The sequence below is a fragment of the Streptomyces sp. SID5464 genome (assembly GCF_009862985.1).
GTDB lineage: Bacteria > Actinomycetota > Actinomycetes > Streptomycetales > Streptomycetaceae > Streptomyces > Streptomyces chartreusis_D.
In genome coordinates this window covers 206,876-230,206 of sequence record NZ_WWIQ01000004.1, presented here as the reverse complement: position 1 = coordinate 230,206, position 23,331 = coordinate 206,876, and the positions used below count along the sequence as shown (strand labels likewise).

Genomic DNA, 23,331 nt, shown 5'->3' with positions numbered 1-23,331 from the left:
GTGCGGGGGTCAGCGGGGCAGCCAGTCGAAGGCCTCGGCGCTCGGGCGGTCGCCCGGCTTGTACTCGAGGCCGACCCAGCCGTCGTAACCCGCCTTGTTCAGCTGGTCGAGGAGGTCTTCGAGGGGCAGCGAGCCCGTCCCGGGGGCGCCGCGGCCGGGGTTGTCGGCGATCTGGACGTGGCCGGTCCGCGCGGCGTACCGCTCGATCGCCTGCGGCAGGTCCTCGCCGTTCATGGACAGGTGGTAGAGGTCCATGAGGAAGCGGGCGTTGCCCAGCCCCGTCGTGTCGTTGACCTTGTCGACGACGCCGACGGCGGCCGGTGCCGACACCAGCGGATATGCCGGCGACTCGGGCTGGTTGAGCGCCTCGATCAGCAGGATCGCGCCGATGCGGTCGGCGGCCCGGGCCGCGAGCACCAGGTTCTCCAGCGCGAGCGCGTCCTGCTCGGCCGGGTCCACGCCCTGGACGCGGTTGCCGTACAGCGCGTTGAGCGCCGTGCAGCCGAGGGAGGCGGCGAAGCCGGCCGCCACGTCGATGTTGGCGCGGAACCTCTCCGACTCCTCGCCGGGGATCGACAGGGCGCCACGGTCGGGGCCGGGCAGCCGGCCGGCGTAGAAGTTGAGGCCCGTGAGCTGGACGCCCGCGTCCTCGACGGCCTTCCTCAGCGCGTCGAGCTCCGACTGATCAGGGGTGGGTGAGTCGACCCAGGGCCACCACAGCTCGACCGCTGTGAAGCCGGCCGCGGCGGCGGCCGCGGGACGCTCCAGGAGCGGGAGTTCCGTGAAGAGGATCGACAGGTTGACGTTGAAGCGCTGGTCTGCGAATCCCATCGGGCCGCGCTCCCTTCCGCTGTGTTTCGCATTGTGGAAGTTGCTTTCTGCTTACCGGAAGACTGCCGCTGGGCGTCGTGGCTTGTCAAGGGCGCGGGGAGCGGGTCTCGCGAGGCGGGTGGGTGGGGTGTGTCCCGCCGCGGCGGGACACACCCCACCCACCCGCGGCTCGTCGGAAGGGTCGGACGGAAAAGCCGTGTCCGGTTGTCACCGTCGAATTCGAGCCAGTACGGGGGTGCGGTTTCCGGGAGTCAGGCCTATCCCGCTGACCGAAAAACGCCCTTCTTCACACATGGCGGAAGGCCCGGGTCGCGGATCTTCGATCTTGCAGGCCGGAACGGCATCAGTTAGCGTGTCTGCGCTTTGCAATCCGCGTCATCAACGGGGGTAGGTCATGAAACCGCGGATCGGTATCACCGCGCGCTTTCGCTCGGCAATAGACAGCCATTGTCTGCATGCCGGATATGTCAATCACGTCGTCCGGGCGGGAGGTATTCCACTCGTCATTCCCTGTGTCGACGACAAGCTCGCCGATTCATATCTCCCGCACCTCGACGGCCTCATGCTCACCGGCGGTGAGGACATCGACCCCGCACATTGCTCGGGCACCGAGAGGCAGCCGGACTATCAGTACCAACCCGGCCGCGACGTCTTCGAAATCCGGCTCGCCGAAGCGGCACTCGAAGCCGGGCTGCCGGTGCTCGGTATCTGCCGCGGCTGCCAAGTCCTCTACACCGCCACGGGCCATCCGCTCATTTCCCACATTCCGGATGTCAACGGCGGCAGCGTCGCCCACCGGATTTCGCTGACGGAGACCTCGCGGCACCGCGTGACCCTCACCGAGGGCAGCGCCGTCGCGGCGGCGTACGGCAAGCCCGCCGTGACCGTCACCTCCTACCACCACCAAGGCCTGGGCCCCCTGGCGCCGGACGGCCACCCCTGGCGCGTCACGGCCCGCTCCGACGACCGGCTGACCGAGGCGATCGAGCACCCCGGCGACGCCTGGGCGGTGGGCGTCATGTGGCACCCGGAGCTGCCCGTGGAGGACACCGGCGACCTCGCCGACCCGCTGATCTCGGCATTCGTGGCGGCGGCGGGAGGCGAGCGCTGATGTTCGAGGTCCGACGCCTCGACCCCGCGGACCTCGATGCGCTCCTGGACCTCCAGGAGCGCATCAAGTCCTCGCTCCCCGAACCGGACGTCTTCCAGACCAGCACGCCCGAGTTCATCTCCTACTGCCTCGCCGACGGCGGGCTCTGCTACGGCGTGTCGCACGGCTCCGACACGGTCGCCTACCGGATGGTCTACTTTCCGCGCGACCGGGATTTCAACCTGGCCAAGGACACCCCGCTGCCGCCCTCCGAGTACGCCCGGGTCGCACACTGGGACACCATCGCGGTGCTGCCCGAATGGCGGGGCCACGGACTTGCCCGGCTGATGAATACCAGGGCCCTCGCCGACGTCGCCGCCCTCGACATCCGACATCTCTACTCGACCAGCTCGCCGATGAATCCGCACGGCGTCGGATCGCTGATGCGCGCGGGCTTCCGCCCGGTCCGGCTCGTGACCAAATTCGGCGGAAAACTCCGCTTCCTCTTCTATCGCCCCACCCCGGCCCCCTGGCCTCCGGCGCGGAACGGGCAAGAGGAGCGGTCCATCGGCCTCTCCGCCACCGGAGAACTGGAAAAAGCCTTCCTCGAAGGCTGGGTCGGCGTCCGTCTCGGCGCCGACGACCGGTCGAACCCGAGCCTTTCCCTGCAACGACATTCGCTGCCCTTCACCGACGAGCAGTCCTGAACAACAACGGTGGAATTCACGCACCTCTTACGGAAAGCGGAACGTTGAAGACGATCATCACCACCCCGAGTTCCGAGCTGGCGTACTCCGACTTCCTGCGCGGCGGAGACATCGTCCACCTCCCCGATCTGGACACCGCGCCCGCCGACGAGCTGCTGCGCGAGGTGACCGCCCACGGCGCACGCGGTCTGATCATGTCCAGGCGGCCACCGGAAGCCTTTCTGCGGCACTGGTGCCAGAGCGTGCCCGGGACCACCTACCTCTCGTACGTCACCGGCACTCCCAGCCGCTCCGCCCCCCGGGACCTCGTCGAGTTCAACCACCCCGACGGCGGCCTCGCCTCGATCGCGACGGCCCTGAGCGGTTTCGAACGGCGCTTCACCCTCCAGCACGCCCCCGCACACCCCGCATTACCCGCCTCGGGCAGCCGGGAGACCGTGCTGATCGGCGCCGGCGTCGTGAACCTGGTGACGGCCCTGTACCTGTGGCGGGACGGCTACCGGGTCACCGTCCTCGACCGGTCCCCGGCCCCCGGCGGCGAGCACTGGCGCCGGTACGGCTGCACCCACGCCGGCGACGACGCCCGCATGTTCACGTTCACCGAGATGGACGGCTACAACAATCAGGACTTCCACGGCCGTCCGCCGGCGCACTTCCGGCTGCCCGTCGACCAGGGAGGCTGGCTCGCGGCCGGCGACCGGCCGCTGTCCCCCTCGGAGCGCGCCTGGATCGACGAGTTCGAACGCGTGCCGTCCTGGCTGGCCCGCGCCTACAACCAGGACATCTTCGCCTTCACCGCCGAGGCGTTCCACGAGTGGACCGCCCTGCGCCAGGAGCACCCCAACCTCTTCGAGGACGTCGTCCTCACCGACGGTGTCCTGCGGCTGTACGCCGATCCGGACCACCACCGGGCCGCCCTCGCCCGGCACTGCGCCCTCGGCGCCCTCGCCCGCGAGCTCACGCCCGGGCAACTGAGCGAGGAGTTCCCGGGACTGGCCGGCGCCTTCGAGACCGGCGCCCTGGCCGGGGGGTTCCTCGTGCCCGGCTTCACCGTCGGAGTGCACCGGTTCACACAGCGGCTCGTCACGTTCCTCCAGGAACGCGGCGTGGTGTTCCACTGGGACACCCCGGTGCGATGGGTCAGGCGCGACGGCACAGGCACCGTGACCGGGTTCGACTGCCCGGTGCCCGTACCCGCGGACGCGCACGTCGTCGCCTCGCCCGGAGTCGACGGCCAGGCCCTGCTCATGGGCTCGCCCTGCGAGGGCCGGATCCAGGGCGTCCTGGGCGGCTGGATGCGGATCAGCAACGAGCACGCACGGCTGCCGCACTCGCTGAAGGTCGGCCGCAAGGGCCATGTCACCGAGGACGCCAACGTGACGGTCGCCCGCGACGGCGACGGCCGGCCGACCCTGATCGTCGGATCCGGGTACGGCTACACCGGCGTCGGCACCGACGCCGACGAGGCCCAGCTGGACGCCATCCGGCTCGGCATCATCGACACCATCGAACGGCTCTTCCCCGACCAGGCCCACCGCTCGGCGTCCTCACGGCCGGCCGACAACTACGACTTCAAGTACTGCGTCCGGCCCTGGACCGCCACGTCACTCGGCATCTACCACGCGGAGACCACCGCGCACGGCGGCCTCTTCGTCATCAACGGCGGCCACAACACCGGCGGTTTCGCACAGGCACCCGCCGTCGCCCGGGCCGTCCTCGCCTCCCTCGGCGACCAGCCGCACCCGATGCACGCCCTCTACCACCCGGAACGCTTCACCGCCTTCATGACGGACGCGGCATCCGCCACCACCGCCCCCAGGGCACCCGCAGCGTCCCGCATCTGACCACCGCCGCAAGACCGCCAGGAGGCAAGGCACGGTGTCCCCGCACGAAGAGACCACCCCCCTCGACCCGCCGGACTGGGAGGAGTTCAAGGCCCTGGGCCGGCGCATCGTCGACGACATGGCCGACTACCTCGCCGGCATCCGCGACCGGCCCGTCTGGCAGCCCGTACCCCCGGACGTCCAGGCCCGGCTCGGCACCGCGCTGCCCCGGACCGCCACCCCCATGCAGGACGTCTACGAGGAGTTCCGTACGACGGTCATGCCCTACCCGCGCGGCAACATCCACCCGCGCTTCTGGGGCTGGGCCAACGGCTCCGGCGTGCCCGTCGCCGCCTACGCCGACCTGCTCGCTTCCGTCGTCAACTGCACGCTCGGCTCGGGCGAGAACGCGGCGATGATGGTCGAGCACCAGGTGCTGGAGTGGCTGAAGGAGGCCATGCACTGGCCCGCCGACGGCTCCGGCATCCTCACCAGCGGCGCGTCGATGGGCCAGATCATCGCGCTCGCCGCCGCCCGCCGGGCGAAGAGCGGCACGGCCGACATCCGCGGCCTGGGCGCCCTCGCCGACGGCCGGCAGTTCACCGTCTACGGCTCCGCGCAGACCCACCACTCGGTGGAGAAGGCCGTCGAACTCCTCGGCATCGGCGGGCAGTACTTCCGGCAGATACCGGTCGACGCCGACTTCCGGATCGACACCGGCGCCCTGCGCCGGGCCGTCCGCGCGGACCGCGACGCCGGGCTCCACCCCCTGTGCCTGGTCGGCAACGCCGGCACGGTCAACACCGGAGCCGTCGACCCCCTCGACGAACTGCTCGCCATCGCCCGGGAGGAGGACCTCTGGTTCCACGTCGACGGCGCGTTCGGCGCCTTCGCGCAACTGCTGCCCACCCACCGGACCCTGCTGGCCGGGATGAGCGAGGCCGACTCGCTCGTCTTCGACCTGCACAAGTGGCTCTACATGCCCTTCGACGTCAGCTGCGTCCTGGTCCGCCGGGCCGACGCGCTGGAGAGCACCTTCAGCTCCAGCGCCGACTACATCAGCAGCACGGACCAGGGGCCCGCCGCCTACTCCCTCGCCTTCTCCGACCGGGGCATCGAGCAGTCCCGCCGGTTCCGGGCGCTGAAGGTGTGGTTCGCCCTCAAGACGCACGGCATCGAGTCCTTCGCCGCGTCGATCGCGGGCAACATCGGCCAGATCGCCCACCTGACGAAACTGGCCGACAGCTCCGACCGGCTGGAGGTCGTCTCCCGCAGCGACCTCAACATCGTGTGCTTCCGGTATGTGTGGCCGGGCGCCACAGCGGACGAGCTGAACCGTGTCAACCGGGCCGTGCTGACCCGGTTGCAGGTCGAGGGACTGGCGATGCCGTCCCATACAGTGATCGACGGGAAGTTCGTCATCCGCGTCGCCAACAACAACCACCGGTCGGAGCGCTCCGACTTCGACTTCCTCGTCGAACAGGTCGTGGCGATCGGCGACGAGCTGGTCGCCGCGTGACGGTGACACCCCGTACGACGCCCGCGGACCGAGGAGAGGTGACGGACATGGACCCGACGCGGCGGCGGCGCCGGTCCGTGCCCGCCCTCGTCGGGCTGTCGGCCGCGCTCCTCGCCACGGCCCTGTGGGGCTTCACCTTCCTGGGCCCCGCCGCCGTCGACCCCGTCAACATCTACTACCTCGTCCTCGGCCGGTACGCCGTCTTCGGCCTGATGTCGGCCGCCGTACTGCTGGCGCGGCCCGGCAGGCTCCGCGCCCTGGGGAAGCGAGACGTCCTCAAGGCGATGCACCTGGGAGTCGTGGGATACATCGGCTTCTACCTGCTGCTGTCGATGTCCGCGTCCGTCGGCGGCGGCGTCCTCGCCTCGGCCATGACCGGTCTGATCCCCGTCATGGTCTCGCTGATCTCCAACGCCGTCGAGAAGGTCTTCGCCTGGCGCAGCGGGCTGCTGCCCATCGCCGTCATCGCCGCCGGGCTGTTCCTGGTGAACGGCGGTACCGCCTCCCTGGGGACGGCGGGCGACGGGCAGGACCGGCTCGCGGGCGCGGCGCTCGGGTTCGCGGCGTGTGTGGCCTGGTCGTACTTCGTCATCGCCAACCGGATCATCCTGCGGCGCGCGACCCGCGTCCCGGACAACGCCACGTGGACGGCCTGCATCGGTATCGGCGCCTTCCTCGGCTCCCTCGTCCTGCTGCCGCTGGCCGAGTCCGCCGAGGGCACGTCCCCGTTCGCCGACGCCGGCACGCTGGGGTCGTTCCTCGCCTGGTGCGCGGCGCTTGCCGTGCTGGGCTCGTGGTGCGCCACGTGGTTCTGGAACATCGCGTCGAAGCGCCTCCCGGCGACGGTCATGGGCCCGATCATCGGGATGGAGGCGGTGTTCGGAGCCTTCTTCTACCTGATCTGGGAACAGCGCCTCCCCACCGCCCAGGAGCTCTGGGGCGGCCTGCTGGTCATCGGCGGTGTCTTCTTCAGCTTCCACGTCTTCGACCGCGCCAGACTCCCCCGGCCGGCCCCGGAGCGCCCTCCGAGCGAGACCCCGGCCGGCCCGGGCGGGGGCAAGGGGCGGTAGCGCAGCGGGGGTTCCGGGCCGGCGCATCGAGAGCCCGGGAACAGACCGGACCGGCGGGTTCCGGCCATGCCATGCCATGCCATGCCATGCCATGCCTGCCGACCCGGCCGACCGGGCAGGGGCTGACCGACGAGCAGCGGCACACCGCGGTCACCCACCGAAGCGAACCGGTGGGATGTGACCGGCGTCGGCGTGTTGCAGCAGCATTTTCAGGCCTGTCCTGAACAGGGCAGCAGGATCTGCGGCGCGTCCAGTAATGGGCTGGAAGGCCTTCGGCGTGGCGGGTGCGGAGCGATTCGGCCGTGCTGGCCGACCGTCGCCTTCGGGCCAGACTCGCGGCTGACGGCTCGACGGCCTGGACCGCGGCCGGAACCCGGTGTCAGACTCCGTCGCGATCAGAGCAACCTGTCCTTCCCCGGAGAGAAGGGGGAACCGGCTTGGGCAACTCGACCGCGCTGCACAGTGTGTCCGAACACCCCGTCATCGGAGCCGCTGTCACCCGGCGCACCAGTCTGGTCCTGCCACCCGGCTTTTCCCTGGCGGAGTGGAAACGCGTCGGAAAACACCTCTTCCTGATAGCGGATTCCTCCTGCTGGTGGCACGGTGACTGGCTCGTGTACGGCCAGGAAAGATACCCCGGAAAGTACCGCCAGGCGATGGAGGAAACGGGTCTCGACTACAAGACCCTGCGCAACTACGCGTGGATCGCCAGGCGTTTTCCGGCCTCCGAACGGCATCCCAGACTCAGTTTCCAGCACCACGCCGAAGTGGCCTCCCTGGCCCCCGAGGAGCGCCGCAGCTGGCTGAACCGAGCCGCCCGGGAGGGCTGGTCCCGCAACCGGCTCCGGCACGAACTGCGCAAGGAACTGGCCGATCCGTCCGACGTCCGCGAACCGCGCCACGTGCGGCTGCAGTTGCGCACCACCGCGGAGCAGGAGACCGCCTGGACCAGGGCCGCCGAGCGCGACGGTCTCGAACTGGCCGAATGGATCACCGCCAGTCTCGACCGGGCGGCCGGACTCGACGACGGGGCCGAGCCCTGAAGATCCGTCCCCGGCCCCACCGCCCGCGCCGGCCACGGCTGCTTTCGGTCATCCTCGGGCGGCGGCCGGCACCGTCCGGCCCCCTCCCGGAGGCAAGGTGCCCTGGTCGGCGAGGACGGCGAATTCAATAAGGCTTGCCTTACCTTCGAGAAATCCAGTCAGCAGTCTCAATGCGATCTCCTTGACGCGTCCGCAATTCCCCCGCCACTCTTTGCCGAGCCGCGCCCCGATCAGCCGCGCTGCTCCTGCGAAACCGAAGCTCTTCCGCACGTCAGCGCGGCACCACCTTTCGGGTACTTCACCGTGAGCATGGCAATGGGGGAACTGTTGACCTTCGTAATCGCCCAGCCCTGCGTCGACGTCAAGGACAAGGCGTGTCTGGACGTCTGTCCCGTCGACTGCATCTACGAGGGCTCGCGCACCCTGTACATCCACCCCGACGAATGCATCGACTGCTCGGCCTGCGAACCGGTCTGCCCGGTGGAGGCGATCCACCGGGACACCGAACTCCCCGAGGAGTGGCAGGTGTACGAGCGAGTGAACGCCGAGTTCTTCACCGCCACGACCGACCTCGGCTCACCGGGCGGCGCCACGGAGGTCGGCCCCGTCGCGGCCGACCACGAGCACATCACCGAGCTGCCCCGGTCGGCAGCCCACGCCTGACGCGCCGACGAAACGGTTCCGCTCCGCACCACCGCACGGCACAACTGCCCACCTCTCCCTGACGGAAGGACAGTCCGTGACGCAGACCACCTGGAACCAGGAACCCCATCCAGCCCGGCTGGAGGAACGGCTCGACGACGACGTCGTGCGATGTCACCTCAGCCCACGCAACTGCCGCATCCGCCCCGGCCAGCACGGCTTCTGCATGGTGCGCGCCAACCGCGACGGACGCCTGGTCACCCTCAACTACGGGCGTTCGGTGCACGCCACCGAGGAGACGATCGAGACCGAGGCGGTCTTCCACTACGCGCCCGGCGCCCGCATCCTCTCCATGGGCAACGTCGGCTGCATGCTCAACTGCGACTACTGCCACAACTGGAAGACGTCCCAGGCGCGTTACGTCGAGGACAAGGACGTCTACCACTACACGCCCGAGGAAGTCGTCGACATCGCCGTCCGGCACGGGATCAAGGTCATCTCCTGGACCTACAACGACCCGGTAGTGTGGCACGAGTTCGTCGTCGAGACCGCCGCCCTCGCCAAGGCCGCCGGCATCGTCAACCTCTACAAGTCCGCGTTCTTCATCAGCGGCGAGGCGATCGAGGAGCTCATCCCCGTCATCGACATCTTCTCGGTGTCGATCAAGTCCCTCGACCCGAAGTACTACCGCAAGATCACCAAGGGCTGGCTGGAGCCGGTGCTGGAAGGCACCGAGCAGGTCTACCGGGCCGGAAAGCACGTCGAGGTCTCCACGCTGATGGTCACCGACCTCAGCGACGACGAGAAGACCGCCCGCGAGATGGCCACGTTCGTCGGTGAGCGGCTGGACCCGTCGATCCCCACCCACTTCGTGCGGTTCCACCCCGACTACAAGATGACGGACACCATCCGCACGCCCGTGGACCGCCTGGAACGCGCCCGCAAGGTCGCCCTCGACATGGGCCTGAACCACGTCTACCTCGGCAACGTCTACGACACCGAGTCCACCAACACCTGGTGCAGTCAGTGCGGCCTGCTCCAGGTCACCCGGTACGGCCTGAACGCCGACCTGGTCGGGGTGGACGCCGACGGCAACTGCGCATCCTGCGGCACCCGCGCGCCCCTCAAGCTGCTGCCGGACGCCCGGCGCCGCAACAAGGTCCAGGACCTGCCCGCCGGTGTCGACCTCGACGTGGCGTCCTTCGACTGGCACGGCGACGTCCGCGCCCTCCACGTACAGATGCGCAACGAGTCCGACGCGCCCGCCACCGCGTACACCCGCCGCTACGGCGATCCGGCCGCGGACGGCAGCTGGGAGATCGTCGAGCTCAAGCCGCGGGAGAGCTTCCGCTACATCGCGGCCAAGAGCACGCCCGACGAGCTCGGCGTCCAGGTGGCCATCCCGGACCGGTGCACCTCCAGCCTCCACCAGGTCTTCGACCGGGCCCACTTCCCGACCGTGGAGGTGGCCGCCGGCACCCTGAACGAGGACGTGTCGCCGCTGCCCCTCTTCCAGCCCGGCACCCGCCGCTGAGCCCCGGTCCCGGCAACCAGGGAGACAAGGGGGAGACACACATGAAGCACGGAACCGACTACCGCGTGCTGCCCTTCAGCGACGACACCTCCGCGGTGTTCCTCACCGACAACCACCGGCTGCTGCTGGCCCCGGCCGGCACCGCCGAGCGCCTGGAGTCAGGCGTCGACAGCCTGTTGCCCCCGGAGCGGCAGGCGTGGGAGCGCATGCGGCAAGCCGTGGGCGCGGACGAGGGCGTCAACCGCTCCCGGCTGCGGGAGAGTTCGCTGTCCGACGGGGCCGATTTCGCGGTCAACGTCAACCTCACCAACGTCTGCAACCTCGCCTGCACCTACTGCTTCGCCGAGGGCGGGGACTACGGCCGGATCACCGAGGCCATGGGCGAGCACTCGATCGCCTGGATCTTCGACTTCATCGAGCGCAACGCCGTGCCCGGACAGCGTGTCCGCTTCGAGTTCTTCGGCGGCGAACCGCTGGCGAACTTTGCCGTGATCCAGAAGATCTGCGAGCGCGCCCGGACCGTCTCGCAGCGGGACGGCACCGAGTTCGTGCACCGCATCTCCACCAACCTCACGCTGATGCCGCAGGGCATCGAGGAGCTGTTCCGCGCGTACCGCTTCATCGTCTCGGTCTCCATCGACGGCGGTCGCGAGGTCCAGGACGCCAACCGGCCCTCCAAGAACGGCATGGGGTCCTACGACCGGATCATGCGCAACCTGTGGCGGCTGCGGGAGGCGTGCGGCGACGACATCACGCTGGTGGCGCGGATGACGATCGCCACCGGCGAGCCCAGCCTCAAGGACAGCGTGCACGACCTGTGGCAGCTGGACCTGTTCGACTACTTCCAGATCTATCCGGGCGTGTACCCGGTGGAGAAGGACACGAAGGTCCCCATCGCCCTCACCCTCGGCGACCGCAAGCTCTCCGAGCCGCAGGGCATCCAGTACATCAACCACTTCCTCCAGCCCGGCATCGTCGAGCAGTTCAAGGACTTCCTGCTGCACTACCCGTCCCTCTTCGCGCCCGACAACCGCTTCAAGGGCGTGCTGGAGTACGAGCGGACCGTGCAGATGGTCACCGAGGGGGCCACCGCCCTCGCCTTCTGCTCCGGCGGCCGGACGTACTACACGCACTCACCCGACGGCAGCATCAGCCCCTGCCACCGCCTCGTCGGCGACGAGAGCTTCGACGTCGGCACCGGCTCCGAGGGGATCACCCGGGAGCACCCCGAGTGGCGGCGCTCGGTCGACGAGCACCCCGTGTGCGGCGCGTGCTGGGCCCGCTACCTGTGCGGCGGCGGCTGCCGGCAGGAGAACCACGTGGCCTCGGGCGACGTCAACGTCCTCAACGACGAGTCGTGCCAGTACCAGCTGATGCTGGCCGAGGAGGTCATCAAGATGCTGGCCAGGTCCACGGCCGACTACCGGGCGCGCTCCCGGGACCGGTACGACGACCTGTTCGTCTCCTGCGGCCGCCCCGTGGTCCCCAACGACCGGCCCGCCCTGGACCAGCCCACCGGCTACGAGCCCTTCCGGGTGCTGTGCTGACGGCCCCCCTCCCGCCCGGTCACCCCTCCGCCGCCGCACGGCGAGCCTGACAAGGAGCAGCAGCCAGATGGCCGAGAAGATCGTTCGCCGCAACATCCACACCTACCCCTTCAAGTACCGCAAGCACGAGTACGAGGAGTACTTCCGCCCCGAGAACGCCGTGCTCTACCTGCACGTGCCGTTCTGCATCACCAAGTGCGGGTTCTGCGACTACACCGTCTACATCAACAAGAACGAGCAGCACTTCGCGCAGTACGTCGACGCCCTGGAGAAGGAGATCCGCGCCTTCGCCGCGAACCGGGTGTTCCCCGCCTTCCGTGTGGACGCCGTCTACTTCGGCGGCGGTACGCCCGGCATCCTCACCGGCGACCAGACGGCCCGGCTGCTCGACGTGTGCCGCGAGTCCTTCGAGTTCAACGAAGGGGCGGAGATCGCCCTGGAGTTCGACCCGTCGACGGTGGACGAGGCCAAGATCGCGCGGATGCGCGAGTCCGGCTTCAACCGGCTCAACCTGGGGGTCCAGGCCTTCGACGACCGCCTGCTGCAGATCTGCAACCGTTCGCACGACCTGGCCACCGCCGAGCGGGCCTACCGGACCATCGTCGACGGCGGTTTCACCCACACCAACATCGACCTGATCTTCCCGCTGCCCGACCAGTCCCTGGACGACTGGAAGCACAGCGTGGACCGGGCGATCGAGCTGGAACCCGCCTGCATCACCGCCTACGGCCTGGAGATCTGGCCCAAGACCGCGTTCCACTCGCTGATCAAGTCCGAGAAGATGGCGCTGCCGACGCCCGAGGACGAAGAGCGCATGTACGTGTACGCCATCGAGGCCCTGGAGGCGGCCGGGTTCAAGCGCCGCAGCTCGACGGGCTATTACCACCCCGACCGCTGCGAGGACTACTCGCGGTTCCTGGAGTACTACTGGCGCACCTGGCCGATGATCGGCTTCGGCGTGTCGTCGAAGAGCGTGATCCACGACCGGCTGTTCGTGAACGTCAAGCCGCTCAAGCAGTACTACGAGCTGGTGGAGGAGGGGAAGGTCCCGCTCGATTTCGCCACGTATCTCACCAAGGAGCAGGAGATGCGCCGGGTCATGATCCGTGGCCTGAAAATGTGCGAGATCTACCGTCACGACTTCGAGAACCGGTTCGGGGTCACGATGGAGGACGTCTTCGGCAGCGAACTGGAACAGCTTCTCGACAAGGGCTGGCTGGAAAAGCAGGGCGACGACGTGTATTCGTTGACCCGGGCCGGCCAACTGCTGTCCACGAATGTCTACGAGATGTTCTACGCGCCGGAGGACCTGAGTCCCGCGGCCCCCGGTGAGGTACGCTTCGGCATATCCGAACTCGTCGAATGACCTGACCGACGGGTGTGCCGCAAGGAGGCGGGGGAATTGGCGCAAACCCGTTTATCGGGGGCCGGGGTGAACGGCGTGGTGCGGCGGGGGAGCAGACGGTGAGCGTGATTCCGGCCTGGAGCGCGGGTCTGGGACTCGGCTTCCTCGTCGCACTGCCACTCGGTCCCATCGGGCTGCTGTGCGTGCGCAGTGTGCTGCGCAACGGCTTTCTGTGCGGATTCGCCATCGGCCTCGGCGCGGCGGCCATCGACGTGCTGTACGCCGGCCTGGGCCTCGCGGGTGTCGGCAAGTTGCTGGACATCTCGGTGCTGCGGACCGCGCTCGGGCTCGCCGGTGCCGTGGTCATGGCGTATCTGGGCTTCCGCTCCGTGCGTTCGGCCTTCCGGGCCAGGAGCGCGGTCGTCGACACCGAGGGCGAGACGGTGCAGCCGTGGGAGGCCTTCCGTACGGCTCTCACGGCGACGGCGGCCAACCCGGCGACGATCGGCTACTGGGCGGCGGCCTTCGCCGCCGCCACGGCGGCGAACGTCACCGACACGCTCGCGGACTCGCTCGCCATGCTCGTCGGCGTCGGCTCCGGCACGCTGCTGTGGTTCACCACCCTCAGCGCCGGGGCCATGCTGTTCCGCCGCTGGTTCACCTCCCGGATGCTCCAGGGCGTGGACCTCCTGGCGGGCGTGGGCGTCATCTTCTTCGGCGGCGTGCTCGCGTACCAGGCCATCGGCTGACGGAGCGACGAGGCCGTACCGTCATCCGGCGTCGGCGGACGCGTGGCGGTACGGCGGTCCGGCGCGGCCCGTTCCCATCCGGGCCGGACCGCTCGATGCCGCCACCGCGACCGGCCGGGAGCAGCGACCGTCCGCCCTGGCCCGGTCCGTCGACTCCCCCGCCCCGGCCTGCCCGGACCTGGTTCCGCCGCAAGCCCCGTCTGCCGCCACCGCGCGGCCTCACCGCTGAACACCGCCCACCGTCGGCCGCCCGGACGGCAAGCCCGGTGCGGGCCCGGGGGTGTCTGTTGTGCCCGAGCAGACCGGACGAAGGAGGTCGCCCCGGATGACCGGTACGGCGGAGCGTGTGCACCGGGCCCTGACGGACGTGGAGATGGCGGCGATCACCGCCGCCGTCGACGCGGTGGGCAGTGTCAAGGACCTGGTGCCGGCCACCGCGCGGGCCCTGTACACCGCGCTCGCCCCCTGGGCGGCGTCCACCCCCGAGGCGGACCCCGGCCGCACGGATCCGCCCCCGCAGCGCTCGCGGTTCGCCATACCGGAGACGCAGTGGCTCGCGATCGCCGAGATCTGCCTCGCCCGGGCCGAGGCGTTCGGGGCCGGGGTGCACGCCGCGCTGGAGCTGCACCGCGTGATGCCCGCCCGCTACCCCGATCCCGAGGTGACCGTCGCGCCCCGCCCCCGCAGGGACCACCGGCCGCCCGTCCACGACCTGACCGTGACCAGGGAAGCGGCCGACACGATCGGAGCGGCGTCCCGGCACTGCGAGCGGCTGGCGTCGTACTTCGGCCACGGCTCCCCCGAGCACACCGAGGCCGTCCGCAGCTGGCAGTGCGGCCTGTCGCAGCTGTTCGCGATGTCGTTCGGCGCGTGCACCAGGATCGAGCGCGCCGACGAGCTGTCCCTCACCGTCACGTCCGAGACGACCGGCTTTGTGCACGGCCTCCATTTCCGGCCGCACCCCGGGCCCCGTCCCGCCCCCGTTCCGCAGCCGGGGCGCTGGGAGAGTGTTTTCTGACCGGCTGGAACACATTGCCCACGGCCCGTCGCGCAATGGCCTGTTTCTTCTGCGCACCGGACCTGTCAGCAGTGTTCACGGGAAACACTCTTGACTGCGAATTCGACGAAGGTAGCCTTGCTGCGCCTGGAGATGTACGGACCGCCTCCCGAGGAGAGACGTACATGGACACCTTCGAATTCGTGCCGTCGCCCGCTCAGCTCAGCTGGACGTTCGGCGGGGCGCAAGCGATTTCCCGATTACGCCCCGGAACGGCCCTGAGACTGTGGACCGAGGACGCCTTCAGCGGTCTGCTCCACAAGAATTCCCACCTGCCCGGCGAGAGAATCCGGAACGGCAGATTCAATCCGCAGACCGGCCCTTTCCACGTAGCAGGGGCGGAACCCGGCGACACCCTGGTCCTGCACATCGCCGAGCTGACCCCGGCCCGTGACTGGGGCGTCTCCACCCTCGTCGCCGGATTCGGCGGGCTCACCTCCACCGATCGCACCGCCACCTTGCAGGACCCGCTCCCGGAACGGACCTGGATCTACCAGGTCGACCCGGATGCCGAAACGATTCGCTTCGAGGCGGCGGCCGGTGAGTTCACGGTCGACCTGCCCCTGGCCCCCATGCTCGGCACGGTGGGCGTGGCCCCGCAGGGCGGGGAGGTGCGCTCCTCGCTGGCGGCGGGCGCCCACGGCGGCAACCTCGACACCCCCGAGATGCGGGCCGGTGTCACGTGTTACCTCGGGGTCAACGTCGACGGCGCGCTGTTCTCCGTCGGCGACGGCCACTACCGGCAGGGCGAGGGCGAGTCGTGCGGCACCGCCGTCGAGGGCGCCATGAACGTGACCCTCGTCGTGGACCTGATCAAGGGCGGCGCGCCCGCCTGGCCGCGCATCGAGAACGACGCGTACCTGATCACCCTCGGGTGTGCCCGGCCCCTGGAGGACGCCTGGCGCGTCTCGCAGGTGCAGATGGTGAACTGGCTGAGCGAACTCCACGGCCTCGACCGGCTCGACGCCTACCAGTTGCTCTCCCAGATCTCCCGCACACCGCTGGCGAACGTCGTCGACACGGACTACACCGTCGCCACGAAGGTGCCCAAGGCCCTGCTCCCGGACAGACCCGGGTACGGCGGAGCCCACCGCCGGATGCGGGAGATCGCCGCCCGCCTCTGAGGCGCCCCGGCCGCGGCACACCTCCCGCGGCAGGCCGGACACCGCCGTACGCCCCCGCCCACAGCCCGTGCCCACCCGGCTGCCGCTCCACGACTCCGACGTACTCCGGCAGCCGGCCCCCCGCCTGCCCCGGCCCTCCGGGCCCGTACGGCCGCGGCACGCCCACACCCGACCCACCGCGACGCCCACACCGACACCGAGATTGGTGACCACCATGGAAATGCGCAGCCTCGACCGCGGCACGCTGGGGCCGGAGAACGGCTTCTCGCAGCCCCTGCTCCCCTGGTCCGCCCTCAACGCCCCCTTCAAAGGCGCCTGGTGCGTGGTCCACCCGGGATCCTCGACCACCCGGCACGCCCACCCCGACTACGAGATCTTCATCGCCCTGTCCGGCGAGGCGGTCCTCGAATCCCGGGGCGAGCGCGTGCCCTTCCGCGAGGGGGACATCGTCCACTTCCCGCCGGACACGGACCACCAGGTGCACAACGAGGGGACGGAGGACTTCCAGATGTACACGGCCTGGTGGACCCCCGAGACCGCGGAGGGCTTCCTCGCCCGGCACCGCGGGGAGGCCTGAGTGATGGCAGGGACCTCACCGGGGGGTTCCCGGCCCGCCGTCATCATCGACACCTCACCCACCCCCAACGGCGACCTCCACATCGGGCACCTGGCCGGTCCGTTCCTGTCGGCCGACATCCACGCCCGGTACCTGCGCGCCCGCGGCCGACCCGTCGTCTTCTCCACGGGGACCGACGACAGCCAGACCTACGTCATGGCCGGCGCGCGCCGCAGCGGCACCACCCCCGAGGAACTGGCCGCCGTCCACCACGCGGCGATCGGGCGGACCCTCCAGGCCGCCGGCATCTCCGTGGACGGCTACGCCCCCTACGACGACGCCTACCGGGCGAACGCCCTGCGCTTCGTCACCGACCTGTACGACGCGGGCAAGCTGGAGCTGCGTACCGTCTCCTTCCCCTGCGACGCGCGCACGGGTGAGGTCCTCGTCGAGGGACTGGTCGGCGGCTACTGCCCGGTCTGCGTCACCGAGAGCCGCGGCGGCGTCTGCGAGATGTGCGGCCACCCCAACAACTTCGACGAACTCATCGACCCGTGGTCCACCCTGGACCCGGCCGCACCCGTCACCACACGCGAGCATCAGGTGCTGGTGCTGCCCATGGAGCAGTACCGCAAACGGCTCACGTCCTTCTACCAGACCCGCGAGTCGGGGCTGCGGCCCCGCACCCTGAAGTTCCTCCGCGAGGCACTGGCCCGGCCGCTGCCCGACTTCCCGGTCACCTACCCCGTCGCCCACGGGCTGCCCTCGCCCTTCCCCGGCACCGAGGGGCAGCGGCTCAACGCATGGGTGGAGGGCATCCCGGCGGCGATGTTCTGCACCGACTACGCGGCCCGCCGGGTGGCCGACCCGCGCGTCGCGGGCAAGGAGCTCTGGCACCCCGAACACGACCCGGAGATCATCTACTTCATCGGCTCCGACATCGTCTACTTCTGGGGCCTCACCCACCTGGCCCTGCTGATGGCCCACGACGGCCGGTACGCCCTGCCCGACCACATCGTCTCCAACGAGTTCTACGAACTGGAGGACGACAAGTTCTCCACCACGCGGGGCCACGTCGTCTACATCGACGAGGTGCTCGGCCTCGTCAGCCGCGACGCGTTCCGGTTCCATCTGGCGCTCACCGGACCGGAGCACCAGCGGACGAACTTCAGCCGGGACGGGCTGGTGAAGGTCACGCGGGACCGGCTCGTCGGGCCCTGGAACCGGATCGCCGGCGCCCTCGCCCCGGCCGCCGGCACCACCCCGGGAACGCTGCCCGTGTCCGGCGCGGCCCGGCGGCGGGCCCGTGCCGTGCTGGACCGGTTCGTCGACGCCTACGAGATCCAGGGCTACAGCCCGTCCACCGCCGCCGACCTCCTGGTGGCACAGCTGGACCGGCTGGGCAGGGCGACGGCCCGGCTCGCGGAACTGCCCGCCCCGGCACGGGCCGAGGCCCTCGGCGACCTCTTCCTGGACTTGCGCGTCCTGATCGCGGGCGCCTCGCCGATCCTCATCGACCTCGCCGAGGAGGCCCGCCGGACCGGCGGCTGGGACGGCACGCTGGACGAGGCCCTGGCGGACGCCGGGGAGGTCACCGCCTTCCCGGTGCCGTTCCTCGGCCACGCCGGTGAGCGGCCGGGGGAGTGAGCACCGTGCGGGGGACGAACGGGGGCCCGGCCCGAGGGGATCCGCACACCCTGGTGGTGGGCGGCGGATCGGTCGGACTGCTCACCGCGGTGGAATGCGTCCGGGCGGGGCAGCACGTCACCGTCCTCGAACGGGGCCCCCTGCCCCACCCCGGCTCCTCCTCCCACGACCGGCACCGGGTGATGCGGGCCCTGCACCCGCACGATGCCGGCGCCACCCGCGCGGCCGTCACCGCGCACGGGCTGTGGCGGGAGCTTGAGTCGCTGCTGGACGCCCGCTTCCTGTACCGCACGGGCGTGCTGACCGCGCTGCCGGCCGGCGAGACCGCCTCCGCAGCGGCCGGGCTGACGCGGGCCGGCCTCCCGGCCCAGGTGCTCGCACCACGGCAACTGGCCGAGACCTACGGACACTTGGCCTTCCCGGCCGGTTTCGGCGCCGTCCTGGAGGAGGACACCGGAGTGCTCCTCGCCGACCGGGTGCTCGGGGCGGCGGTCCGCTGGCTCGGCGCCCAGCCCAGGGCCCGGCTGCTGCCGCACACCACGGTCACGGCGGTCGACGCGGCTGCCCGGGCGGTGACGGTCGAGGACGGCCGGACACTGCGCGGCGACCGGGTGCTGCTGGCGACGGGGGCCTGGTCGCGGGCCCTGCTGCCGCCGGCCCTGGCCGGGCGGCTGACCGTGCACCGGCAGACCATGGTGTACTGCGATCCGCCGCCCCGGGAGCGGGAGCGATGGCGTGGCACGCCCGCCGTGCCCGCCTCCGGCATCCCGTGGGGAGCCTGGCTGGTCCCGCCGGTCGCCGGCACCCCGCTGAAGCTGTCGACCGACGCGTTCCGCAGGGTCGTGGCCGAGCCCGGCGCTCCCGAGCCCGACCAGACGCCCGCCGGGGACCTGGCGAGCCGGTTCACCGAACTGGTCCCGGGTCTGCGGCCGGAGTGGGTCGTCGGCACCCGCGACTGCCACTACGTCACCGACGGCACATCCGGCGGCGCCCTGCTCGCCGACCTGGGCGGGGGAGCCGTCCTCGCCCACTGCGCCTGCGGCGGCGGCGCGTTCAAGTTCGCCCCGCTCACCGCCCGCACACTGGCGAGCCGGTTCGGCGGCGTGCCGCCCGCCCCGACCGGTCTGCGCCCACTGGACCACCCCGTCGCCGCCGGTCCGGGCGACCCGGCCACGACCCCCACCACACAGGAGACGACGCGTGATCGACTACAACGGCAGAACGTTCCGCAACACCGAGGCGGGGCCTGACGGCACCGCACCCGTGGCCACGTACCACCAGGACGGCGACCTCGTATGGGCGGAGGCCGACGGGGGCGATGTCCGCCGCTGCGCCCTGGCCGGGACGTGCGACGCCGACGGCGTCATCACCATGGGCTACACCCTGGTCCTGAACAGCGGCGAGATCGCCGTCGGACGGTGTGTCAGCACGCCCGAACGGCTCGACGACGGCCGCATCGTGCTGCACGAGGAGTGGGAGCGCTACCAGCCGACTCCCGCGAAGGGCACCTCCGCCATCGAGGAGATCCCGTCCCGCGCCGCCGCCACCAAGCCGACAGAATCCGCACCCGAGGGGGGATGAGATGTCCACCGCAACACTCAGCAGGGTCGGCGACCACGTGCTCGCCTTCGACGACACCGTGACGAAAGCCGTACGGGAGACGTCGGACCAACTCACGGCCGTCGAGGGGCCGGTGGACGGCGCGGCCTGGACCGCGGCGGCCGGCGACGCCTGGCACCATCTGCCGGCGGAACTCCGGCAGGCCGTCAGCAGGTTCCGCCGCCACTCCGGCGATCAGGGCGTCCTGCTGCTGCGCGGACTGCCCGTGGGCGAGGACACCCTGCCCGACACGCCCGCCACCCTCGACTCCGTCCAGTCGGAGCCGTCCGTCTCGGCCGCCGTCCTGATGATGATCGCCCGCGGCCTCGGGGACCCGGCCGCCTTCCGGCCGGAGAAGAACGGCGCCCTCGTGCAGAACGTGGTGCCGGTGCCGGGCGAGGAGGAGGTGCAGGGCAATCCGGGCTCCGTGGAACTGACCTTCCACACCGAGAACGCCTTCCACGCCCACCGCCCCGACTTCGTCCTGCTCATGTGCCTGCGGTCCGACCACGAAGGAGTCGCGGGACTGCGCACCTCCTGCATCCGGCAGATCCTGCCGATGCTGAGCTGGGTGGACCGGGAGGCGCTCTACCGCGCCGACTACGTCACCGCGCCGCCGCCCTCCTTCGGCGGGCGGAACAACCACGTCACCGAGCACGCCGTACTCGTCGGCGACCTCTTCGACCCGGACCTGAGGGTCGACTTCGCCGCCACCACCCCCCGCAGCGGACAGGCCGAACTCGCCCTGGCCGAGCTGGAGTCGGCCTGCCACGCGCAGGCCATGGAGTTCCGGCTGCGGCCCGGGGACCTGGCCATCGTGGACAACCGGGTCACGCTGCACGGGCGTACCGCCTACCGGCCGCGCTACGACGGGCGTGACCGCTGGTTGCAGCGCACCTTCGTCCTGACCGACCTGCGGCGCTCCCGCCAGCACCGCCCCAACGACGGCAACGTACTGGTCCGGTGACCGGCCCGAGCGCGGCCCGGACCGCGCGCACAGTCCGTCAGGCCTCCGAGACACGGGAGATCGGCACGGTGGATACCCTTCGACGCGGACCGGACGGCCCGCACTTCGGCTGTGTGGGCATCGGTGTCGGCCCGGCCAACCTGAGCCTCGCCTCCCTGCTGCACGGCCACCCCGAGATGACCAGCCTGTTCGTCGAGCGCCGGGAGACCTTCGGATGGCACGACGACCAGCAGATCGCCGGGGCCACGCTCCAGGTGTCGCTCTTCAAGGACCTGGTCACGCTGGCCGATCCGACGAACAAGTTCTCGTTCCTGTCCTACCTCCACGACCAGGGGATGATCTACCACTTCGTCAACGCCCAGTTCGATGCCATGCCGCGCCGGGAGTTCCGCAACTATCTGGAGTGGGCGAGCCGCAAGAACGAGAACGTCACCTTCGGTGAGGAGGTCCTGTCCGTCGACTTCGACCGGGTCTTCGTGATCCGGACCAGCAAACGCACCCTGACCGCGGACCACGTGTCCCTCGGCATCGGCAACCGGCCCTGGGTGCCCGAGCACGCCCGCGGTCTGCTGGGGGAGTCGCAGTTCCACGTCAGCGACTTCGTGCGGCGGTCCGGCGGGCTGGGCGGACGGCGGGTCGGTGTGGTGGGCGGAGGGCAGTCCGGCGCGGAGGCCTTCCTGGACCTGATCTCCCGGCCGGAGGGGGAGCGCCCGGCTCATGTGGCGTGGATATCCCGGCGCGACAACTTCTTCCCCATCGACGACTCGCCGTTCACCAACGACTACTTCACGCCCTCCTTCTCCGACCACTTCTTCGGGCTCGACCGCGCCCAGCGCGAGGCGTTCAACGACCGGCAGCTCCTGGCCAGCGACGGTGTCTCCCCCGCCACCCTCAAGGAGATCTACCAGCGCTGCTACACCCGCCACTTCGTGGAGGGCGACCAGAAGCTCATCGCGCTGTACCCCGACCGCACCGTCACCGAGGTGAGCGGCGGCGACGGCGCCTGGGAGCTCACCCTGGAGCCGGGGGACCGGCCGCGTGCCGTCGAACGGCTCACCGCGGACGTCGTCGTCTGGGCGACCGGATTCCGGCCGGCCCGCCCGGACATGCTGGCGCCGCTCGCCGGCCGGCTGGAGTGGGAGGACGAGGAGATCCGCGTCGACCGGGACTTCGCCGCGTGCTGGGACGGACCGCCCGACCACGGCATCTTCGTCCAGAACGGCGTCCGCCGGCAGCGTGGCCTGGCCGATCCCAACCTCAGCCTGATCGCCTGGCGCAGCCGCCGGATCCTCGACCGGATGCTGGGCGTCAAGACCGAGGAGCAGTGCGACTCCTTCCTGAGGTGGTCCTCGCAGCCGGCCGTCGACAAGTTCCCGCAGGGAGCGTGATCGCCGATGGCAGGAATCCGGATCGCCGTGGTGGGCGCCGGGATCATCGGCTGCCTCGTGGCGCGGGAGCTGGCCGCGCGCGAACCGCACGCCACGATCGCCGTCCTGGACCGGGACGCGATCGGCAGCGGCGCCAGCCGCCGCTCGGCCGGCCTGCACCTGCCGCGGGGCGCGACCGAGCGGCTGCGGGCGATGACCCGGTACAGCCAGGACTACTACGACCGGCTCCGGCGCGAGCGGCCCACGCTGCCGATCCACGCGACGGCCGTGTCCGTGGTGTCCGCCACGGCAGACGACCGGGCGGTCCGCGAGACGTACCTGGCCGGTGCCGAGCCCGTCCGCGCGCAGCACCCGGACCTCCCGGCCGTCGGCATCCCGGCGGACGCGTCCGTCTGGCGGGTGAGCGGCGGACACCACACCGTCGTCCAGGACCTGACGTGCGCGCTCGCCCGGGAGCTGCGGTCCCGCGTCGACTTCCGCGAGGGCGTCGCCGTCACGGCCGTGCGGCCGGGGAGCGGTGGTGTGCTGCTGCGGCTGAGCACGGGCGACACGCTCACCGCCGACCGGGTGGTGCTGGCGCCCGGGCCGTGGACCGCCGACCCGGCGCTGGCGCCGTTCGTCGCGCCGTCGGGGGCCCGGGTGAAGAAGGTGGTCGCCCTGCACATCGAGCGGAGCCCGGCCCCGACGGACGGCGCGATCGTCTTCCAGGACGACGACGCCTTCCTGCTGCCGCTGCCCGAGCGGGGGCACTGGCTGTACAGCTTCACCCGCACGGAGTGGGACGTCGACCCCGGCACGGTGGCCCGGGGCCTGAGCGCCGAGGACGTGGAGGAGGCGCGCGGCACGCTGCGCAGGTGGGCGCCCGCACTCGTCGAGCACGCGGGCTCGGGCCGCGTCTTCTGCGACGCCTACAGCCCGGGCCGGGAACCGGTCGTCGACGTGGTGGACGACGGGGGGCGCGTGGTGTTCGCCGGTGCCGCGAACGGCTGCGGGTACCGGCTCGCCCCGGCCATCGCCCGGGAGGCGGCCGATCTGGTCCTGGGGGTGGTCGGCTGAAGCGGAGGGCGGGGCCCGGTGCCGCGGTGGCCGAGGA

Annotated in this window: 21 protein-coding genes; 20 read left to right on the top strand and 1 reads right to left on the bottom strand. The window is 70.8% G+C overall.

All coding sequences use genetic code 11. The features are described from left to right. Window positions 1-9 precede the first annotated feature (9 nt). Window positions 10-831 carry a TIM barrel protein gene (locus tag GTY47_RS04625; protein WP_010039099.1) on the bottom strand — a complete coding sequence of 274 codons (822 nt, stop codon included), beginning with the start codon at window positions 829-831 and terminating at the stop codon, window positions 10-12. A gap of 394 nt (window positions 832-1,225) precedes the next feature. Here GTY47_RS04625 and GTY47_RS04620 point away from each other — a divergent pair, with 394 nt between their 5' ends. The 20 genes from GTY47_RS04620 (at window position 1,226) to GTY47_RS04525 (ending at window position 23,294) form a co-directional block, all read left to right on the top strand. Next, window positions 1,226-1,942: a gamma-glutamyl-gamma-aminobutyrate hydrolase family protein gene (locus tag GTY47_RS04620; protein WP_078602810.1), complete on the top strand. Its 717-nt coding sequence runs from the start codon at window positions 1,226-1,228 to the stop codon at window positions 1,940-1,942. Beyond that, the gene (locus GTY47_RS04615; protein ID WP_010039097.1) at window positions 1,942-2,628 is read left to right on the top strand and encodes a GNAT family N-acetyltransferase; all 687 of its coding nucleotides are present in this window, start codon (window positions 1,942-1,944) and stop codon (window positions 2,626-2,628) included. The genes GTY47_RS04620 and GTY47_RS04615 overlap by 1 nt, the downstream gene beginning before the upstream one ends. Before the next feature lie 44 nt (window positions 2,629-2,672). Then, window positions 2,673-4,472 carry an FAD-dependent oxidoreductase gene (locus tag GTY47_RS04610; protein WP_010039093.1) on the top strand — a complete coding sequence of 600 codons (1,800 nt, stop codon included), beginning with the start codon at window positions 2,673-2,675 and terminating at the stop codon, window positions 4,470-4,472. A 34-nt stretch (window positions 4,473-4,506) separates the two neighbouring features. Beyond that, on the top strand, window positions 4,507-5,970 hold the full coding sequence (locus GTY47_RS04605; RefSeq protein ID WP_010039090.1) for a pyridoxal-dependent decarboxylase: 1,464 nt from the start codon (window positions 4,507-4,509) through the stop codon (window positions 5,968-5,970). Window positions 5,971-6,017: 47 nt separating this feature from the next. After that, window positions 6,018-7,040: a DMT family transporter gene (locus GTY47_RS04600; protein WP_010039088.1), complete on the top strand. Its 1,023-nt coding sequence runs from the start codon at window positions 6,018-6,020 to the stop codon at window positions 7,038-7,040. Between the two features lie 437 nt (window positions 7,041-7,477). Continuing rightward, the gene (locus tag GTY47_RS04595; RefSeq protein ID WP_010039085.1) at window positions 7,478-8,083 is read left to right on the top strand and encodes an LmbU family transcriptional regulator; all 606 of its coding nucleotides are present in this window, start codon (window positions 7,478-7,480) and stop codon (window positions 8,081-8,083) included. Window positions 8,084-8,410: 327 nt separating this feature from the next. After that, window positions 8,411-8,746 (top strand): ferredoxin, encoded by a 336-nt coding sequence (gene fdxA / locus GTY47_RS04590; RefSeq protein WP_010039084.1) that lies wholly within the window; start codon window positions 8,411-8,413, stop codon window positions 8,744-8,746. A gap of 76 nt (window positions 8,747-8,822) precedes the next feature. Continuing rightward, window positions 8,823-10,259, top strand: a complete 1,437-nt coding sequence (gene amrS / locus GTY47_RS04585) for an AmmeMemoRadiSam system radical SAM enzyme (protein ID WP_010039083.1) — start codon at window positions 8,823-8,825, stop codon at window positions 10,257-10,259. Between the two features lie 41 nt (window positions 10,260-10,300). Then, window positions 10,301-11,806, top strand: coding sequence for a radical SAM protein (locus tag GTY47_RS04580; protein ID WP_010039081.1), 1,506 nt, complete (start codon window positions 10,301-10,303; stop codon window positions 11,804-11,806). Between the two features lie 67 nt (window positions 11,807-11,873). Continuing rightward, complete coding sequence (locus GTY47_RS04575) at window positions 11,874-13,172, top strand: coproporphyrinogen-III oxidase family protein (protein ID WP_010039079.1); 1,299 nt, start codon at window positions 11,874-11,876, stop codon at window positions 13,170-13,172. A 98-nt stretch (window positions 13,173-13,270) separates the two neighbouring features. Next, window positions 13,271-13,900 (top strand): LysE family transporter, encoded by a 630-nt coding sequence (locus GTY47_RS04570; protein ID WP_010039077.1) that lies wholly within the window; start codon window positions 13,271-13,273, stop codon window positions 13,898-13,900. A gap of 325 nt (window positions 13,901-14,225) precedes the next feature. Further along, entirely contained in the window at window positions 14,226-14,918 is a 693-nt protein-coding gene (locus GTY47_RS04565) for a hypothetical protein (RefSeq protein WP_010039075.1), read from the top strand. Between the two features lie 164 nt (window positions 14,919-15,082). Beyond that, on the top strand, window positions 15,083-16,081 hold the full coding sequence (locus GTY47_RS04560; protein ID WP_010039072.1) for an acetamidase/formamidase family protein: 999 nt from the start codon (window positions 15,083-15,085) through the stop codon (window positions 16,079-16,081). 214 nt (window positions 16,082-16,295) lie between these two features. Next, window positions 16,296-16,658 (top strand): cupin domain-containing protein, encoded by a 363-nt coding sequence (locus tag GTY47_RS04555; protein ID WP_029181121.1) that lies wholly within the window; start codon window positions 16,296-16,298, stop codon window positions 16,656-16,658. 3 nt (window positions 16,659-16,661) lie between these two features. Further along, window positions 16,662-18,284 (top strand): class I tRNA ligase family protein, encoded by a 1,623-nt coding sequence (locus GTY47_RS04550; RefSeq protein WP_010039068.1) that lies wholly within the window; start codon window positions 16,662-16,664, stop codon window positions 18,282-18,284. A gap of 5 nt (window positions 18,285-18,289) precedes the next feature. Next, window positions 18,290-19,534, top strand: a complete 1,245-nt coding sequence (locus tag GTY47_RS04545) for an FAD-dependent oxidoreductase (protein ID WP_197709810.1) — start codon at window positions 18,290-18,292, stop codon at window positions 19,532-19,534. Further along, entirely contained in the window at window positions 19,485-19,865 is a 381-nt protein-coding gene (locus GTY47_RS04540; RefSeq protein ID WP_010039066.1) for a hypothetical protein, read from the top strand. The genes GTY47_RS04545 and GTY47_RS04540 overlap by 50 nt, the downstream gene beginning before the upstream one ends. Before the next feature lies 1 nt (window position 19,866). After that, the gene (locus GTY47_RS04535; protein WP_010039065.1) at window positions 19,867-20,850 is read left to right on the top strand and encodes a TauD/TfdA family dioxygenase; all 984 of its coding nucleotides are present in this window, start codon (window positions 19,867-19,869) and stop codon (window positions 20,848-20,850) included. Between the two features lie 68 nt (window positions 20,851-20,918). Then, window positions 20,919-22,238: a SidA/IucD/PvdA family monooxygenase gene (locus tag GTY47_RS04530; RefSeq protein WP_040903077.1), complete on the top strand. Its 1,320-nt coding sequence runs from the start codon at window positions 20,919-20,921 to the stop codon at window positions 22,236-22,238. Between the two features lie 6 nt (window positions 22,239-22,244). Further along, entirely contained in the window at window positions 22,245-23,294 is a 1,050-nt protein-coding gene (locus GTY47_RS04525; RefSeq protein ID WP_010039063.1) for an FAD-binding oxidoreductase, read from the top strand. The last annotated feature ends 37 nt before the right edge of the window (window positions 23,295-23,331 follow it).

Bases quoted from the DNA above. Each gene is read 5' to 3' on its own strand.
- GTY47_RS04625 (WP_010039099.1), bottom strand. From the start codon at position 831: ATGGGATTCGCAGACCAGCGCTTCAACGTCAACCTGTCGATCCTCTTC.
- GTY47_RS04620 (WP_078602810.1), top strand. From the start codon at position 1,226: ATGAAACCGCGGATCGGTATCACCGCGCGCTTTCGCTCGGCAATAGAC.
- GTY47_RS04615 (WP_010039097.1), top strand. From the start codon at position 1,942: ATGTTCGAGGTCCGACGCCTCGACCCCGCGGACCTCGATGCGCTCCTG.
- GTY47_RS04600 (WP_010039088.1), top strand. From the start codon at position 6,018: ATGGACCCGACGCGGCGGCGGCGCCGGTCCGTGCCCGCCCTCGTCGGG.
- GTY47_RS04580 (WP_010039081.1), top strand. From the start codon at position 10,301: ATGAAGCACGGAACCGACTACCGCGTGCTGCCCTTCAGCGACGACACC.
- GTY47_RS04575 (WP_010039079.1), top strand. From the start codon at position 11,874: ATGGCCGAGAAGATCGTTCGCCGCAACATCCACACCTACCCCTTCAAG.
- GTY47_RS04565 (WP_010039075.1), top strand. From the start codon at position 14,226: ATGACCGGTACGGCGGAGCGTGTGCACCGGGCCCTGACGGACGTGGAG.
- GTY47_RS04560 (WP_010039072.1), top strand. From the start codon at position 15,083: ATGGACACCTTCGAATTCGTGCCGTCGCCCGCTCAGCTCAGCTGGACG.
- GTY47_RS04555 (WP_029181121.1), top strand. From the start codon at position 16,296: ATGGAAATGCGCAGCCTCGACCGCGGCACGCTGGGGCCGGAGAACGGC.
- GTY47_RS04550 (WP_010039068.1), top strand. From the start codon at position 16,662: ATGGCAGGGACCTCACCGGGGGGTTCCCGGCCCGCCGTCATCATCGAC.
- GTY47_RS04535 (WP_010039065.1), top strand. From the start codon at position 19,867: ATGTCCACCGCAACACTCAGCAGGGTCGGCGACCACGTGCTCGCCTTC.
- GTY47_RS04525 (WP_010039063.1), top strand. From the start codon at position 22,245: ATGGCAGGAATCCGGATCGCCGTGGTGGGCGCCGGGATCATCGGCTGC.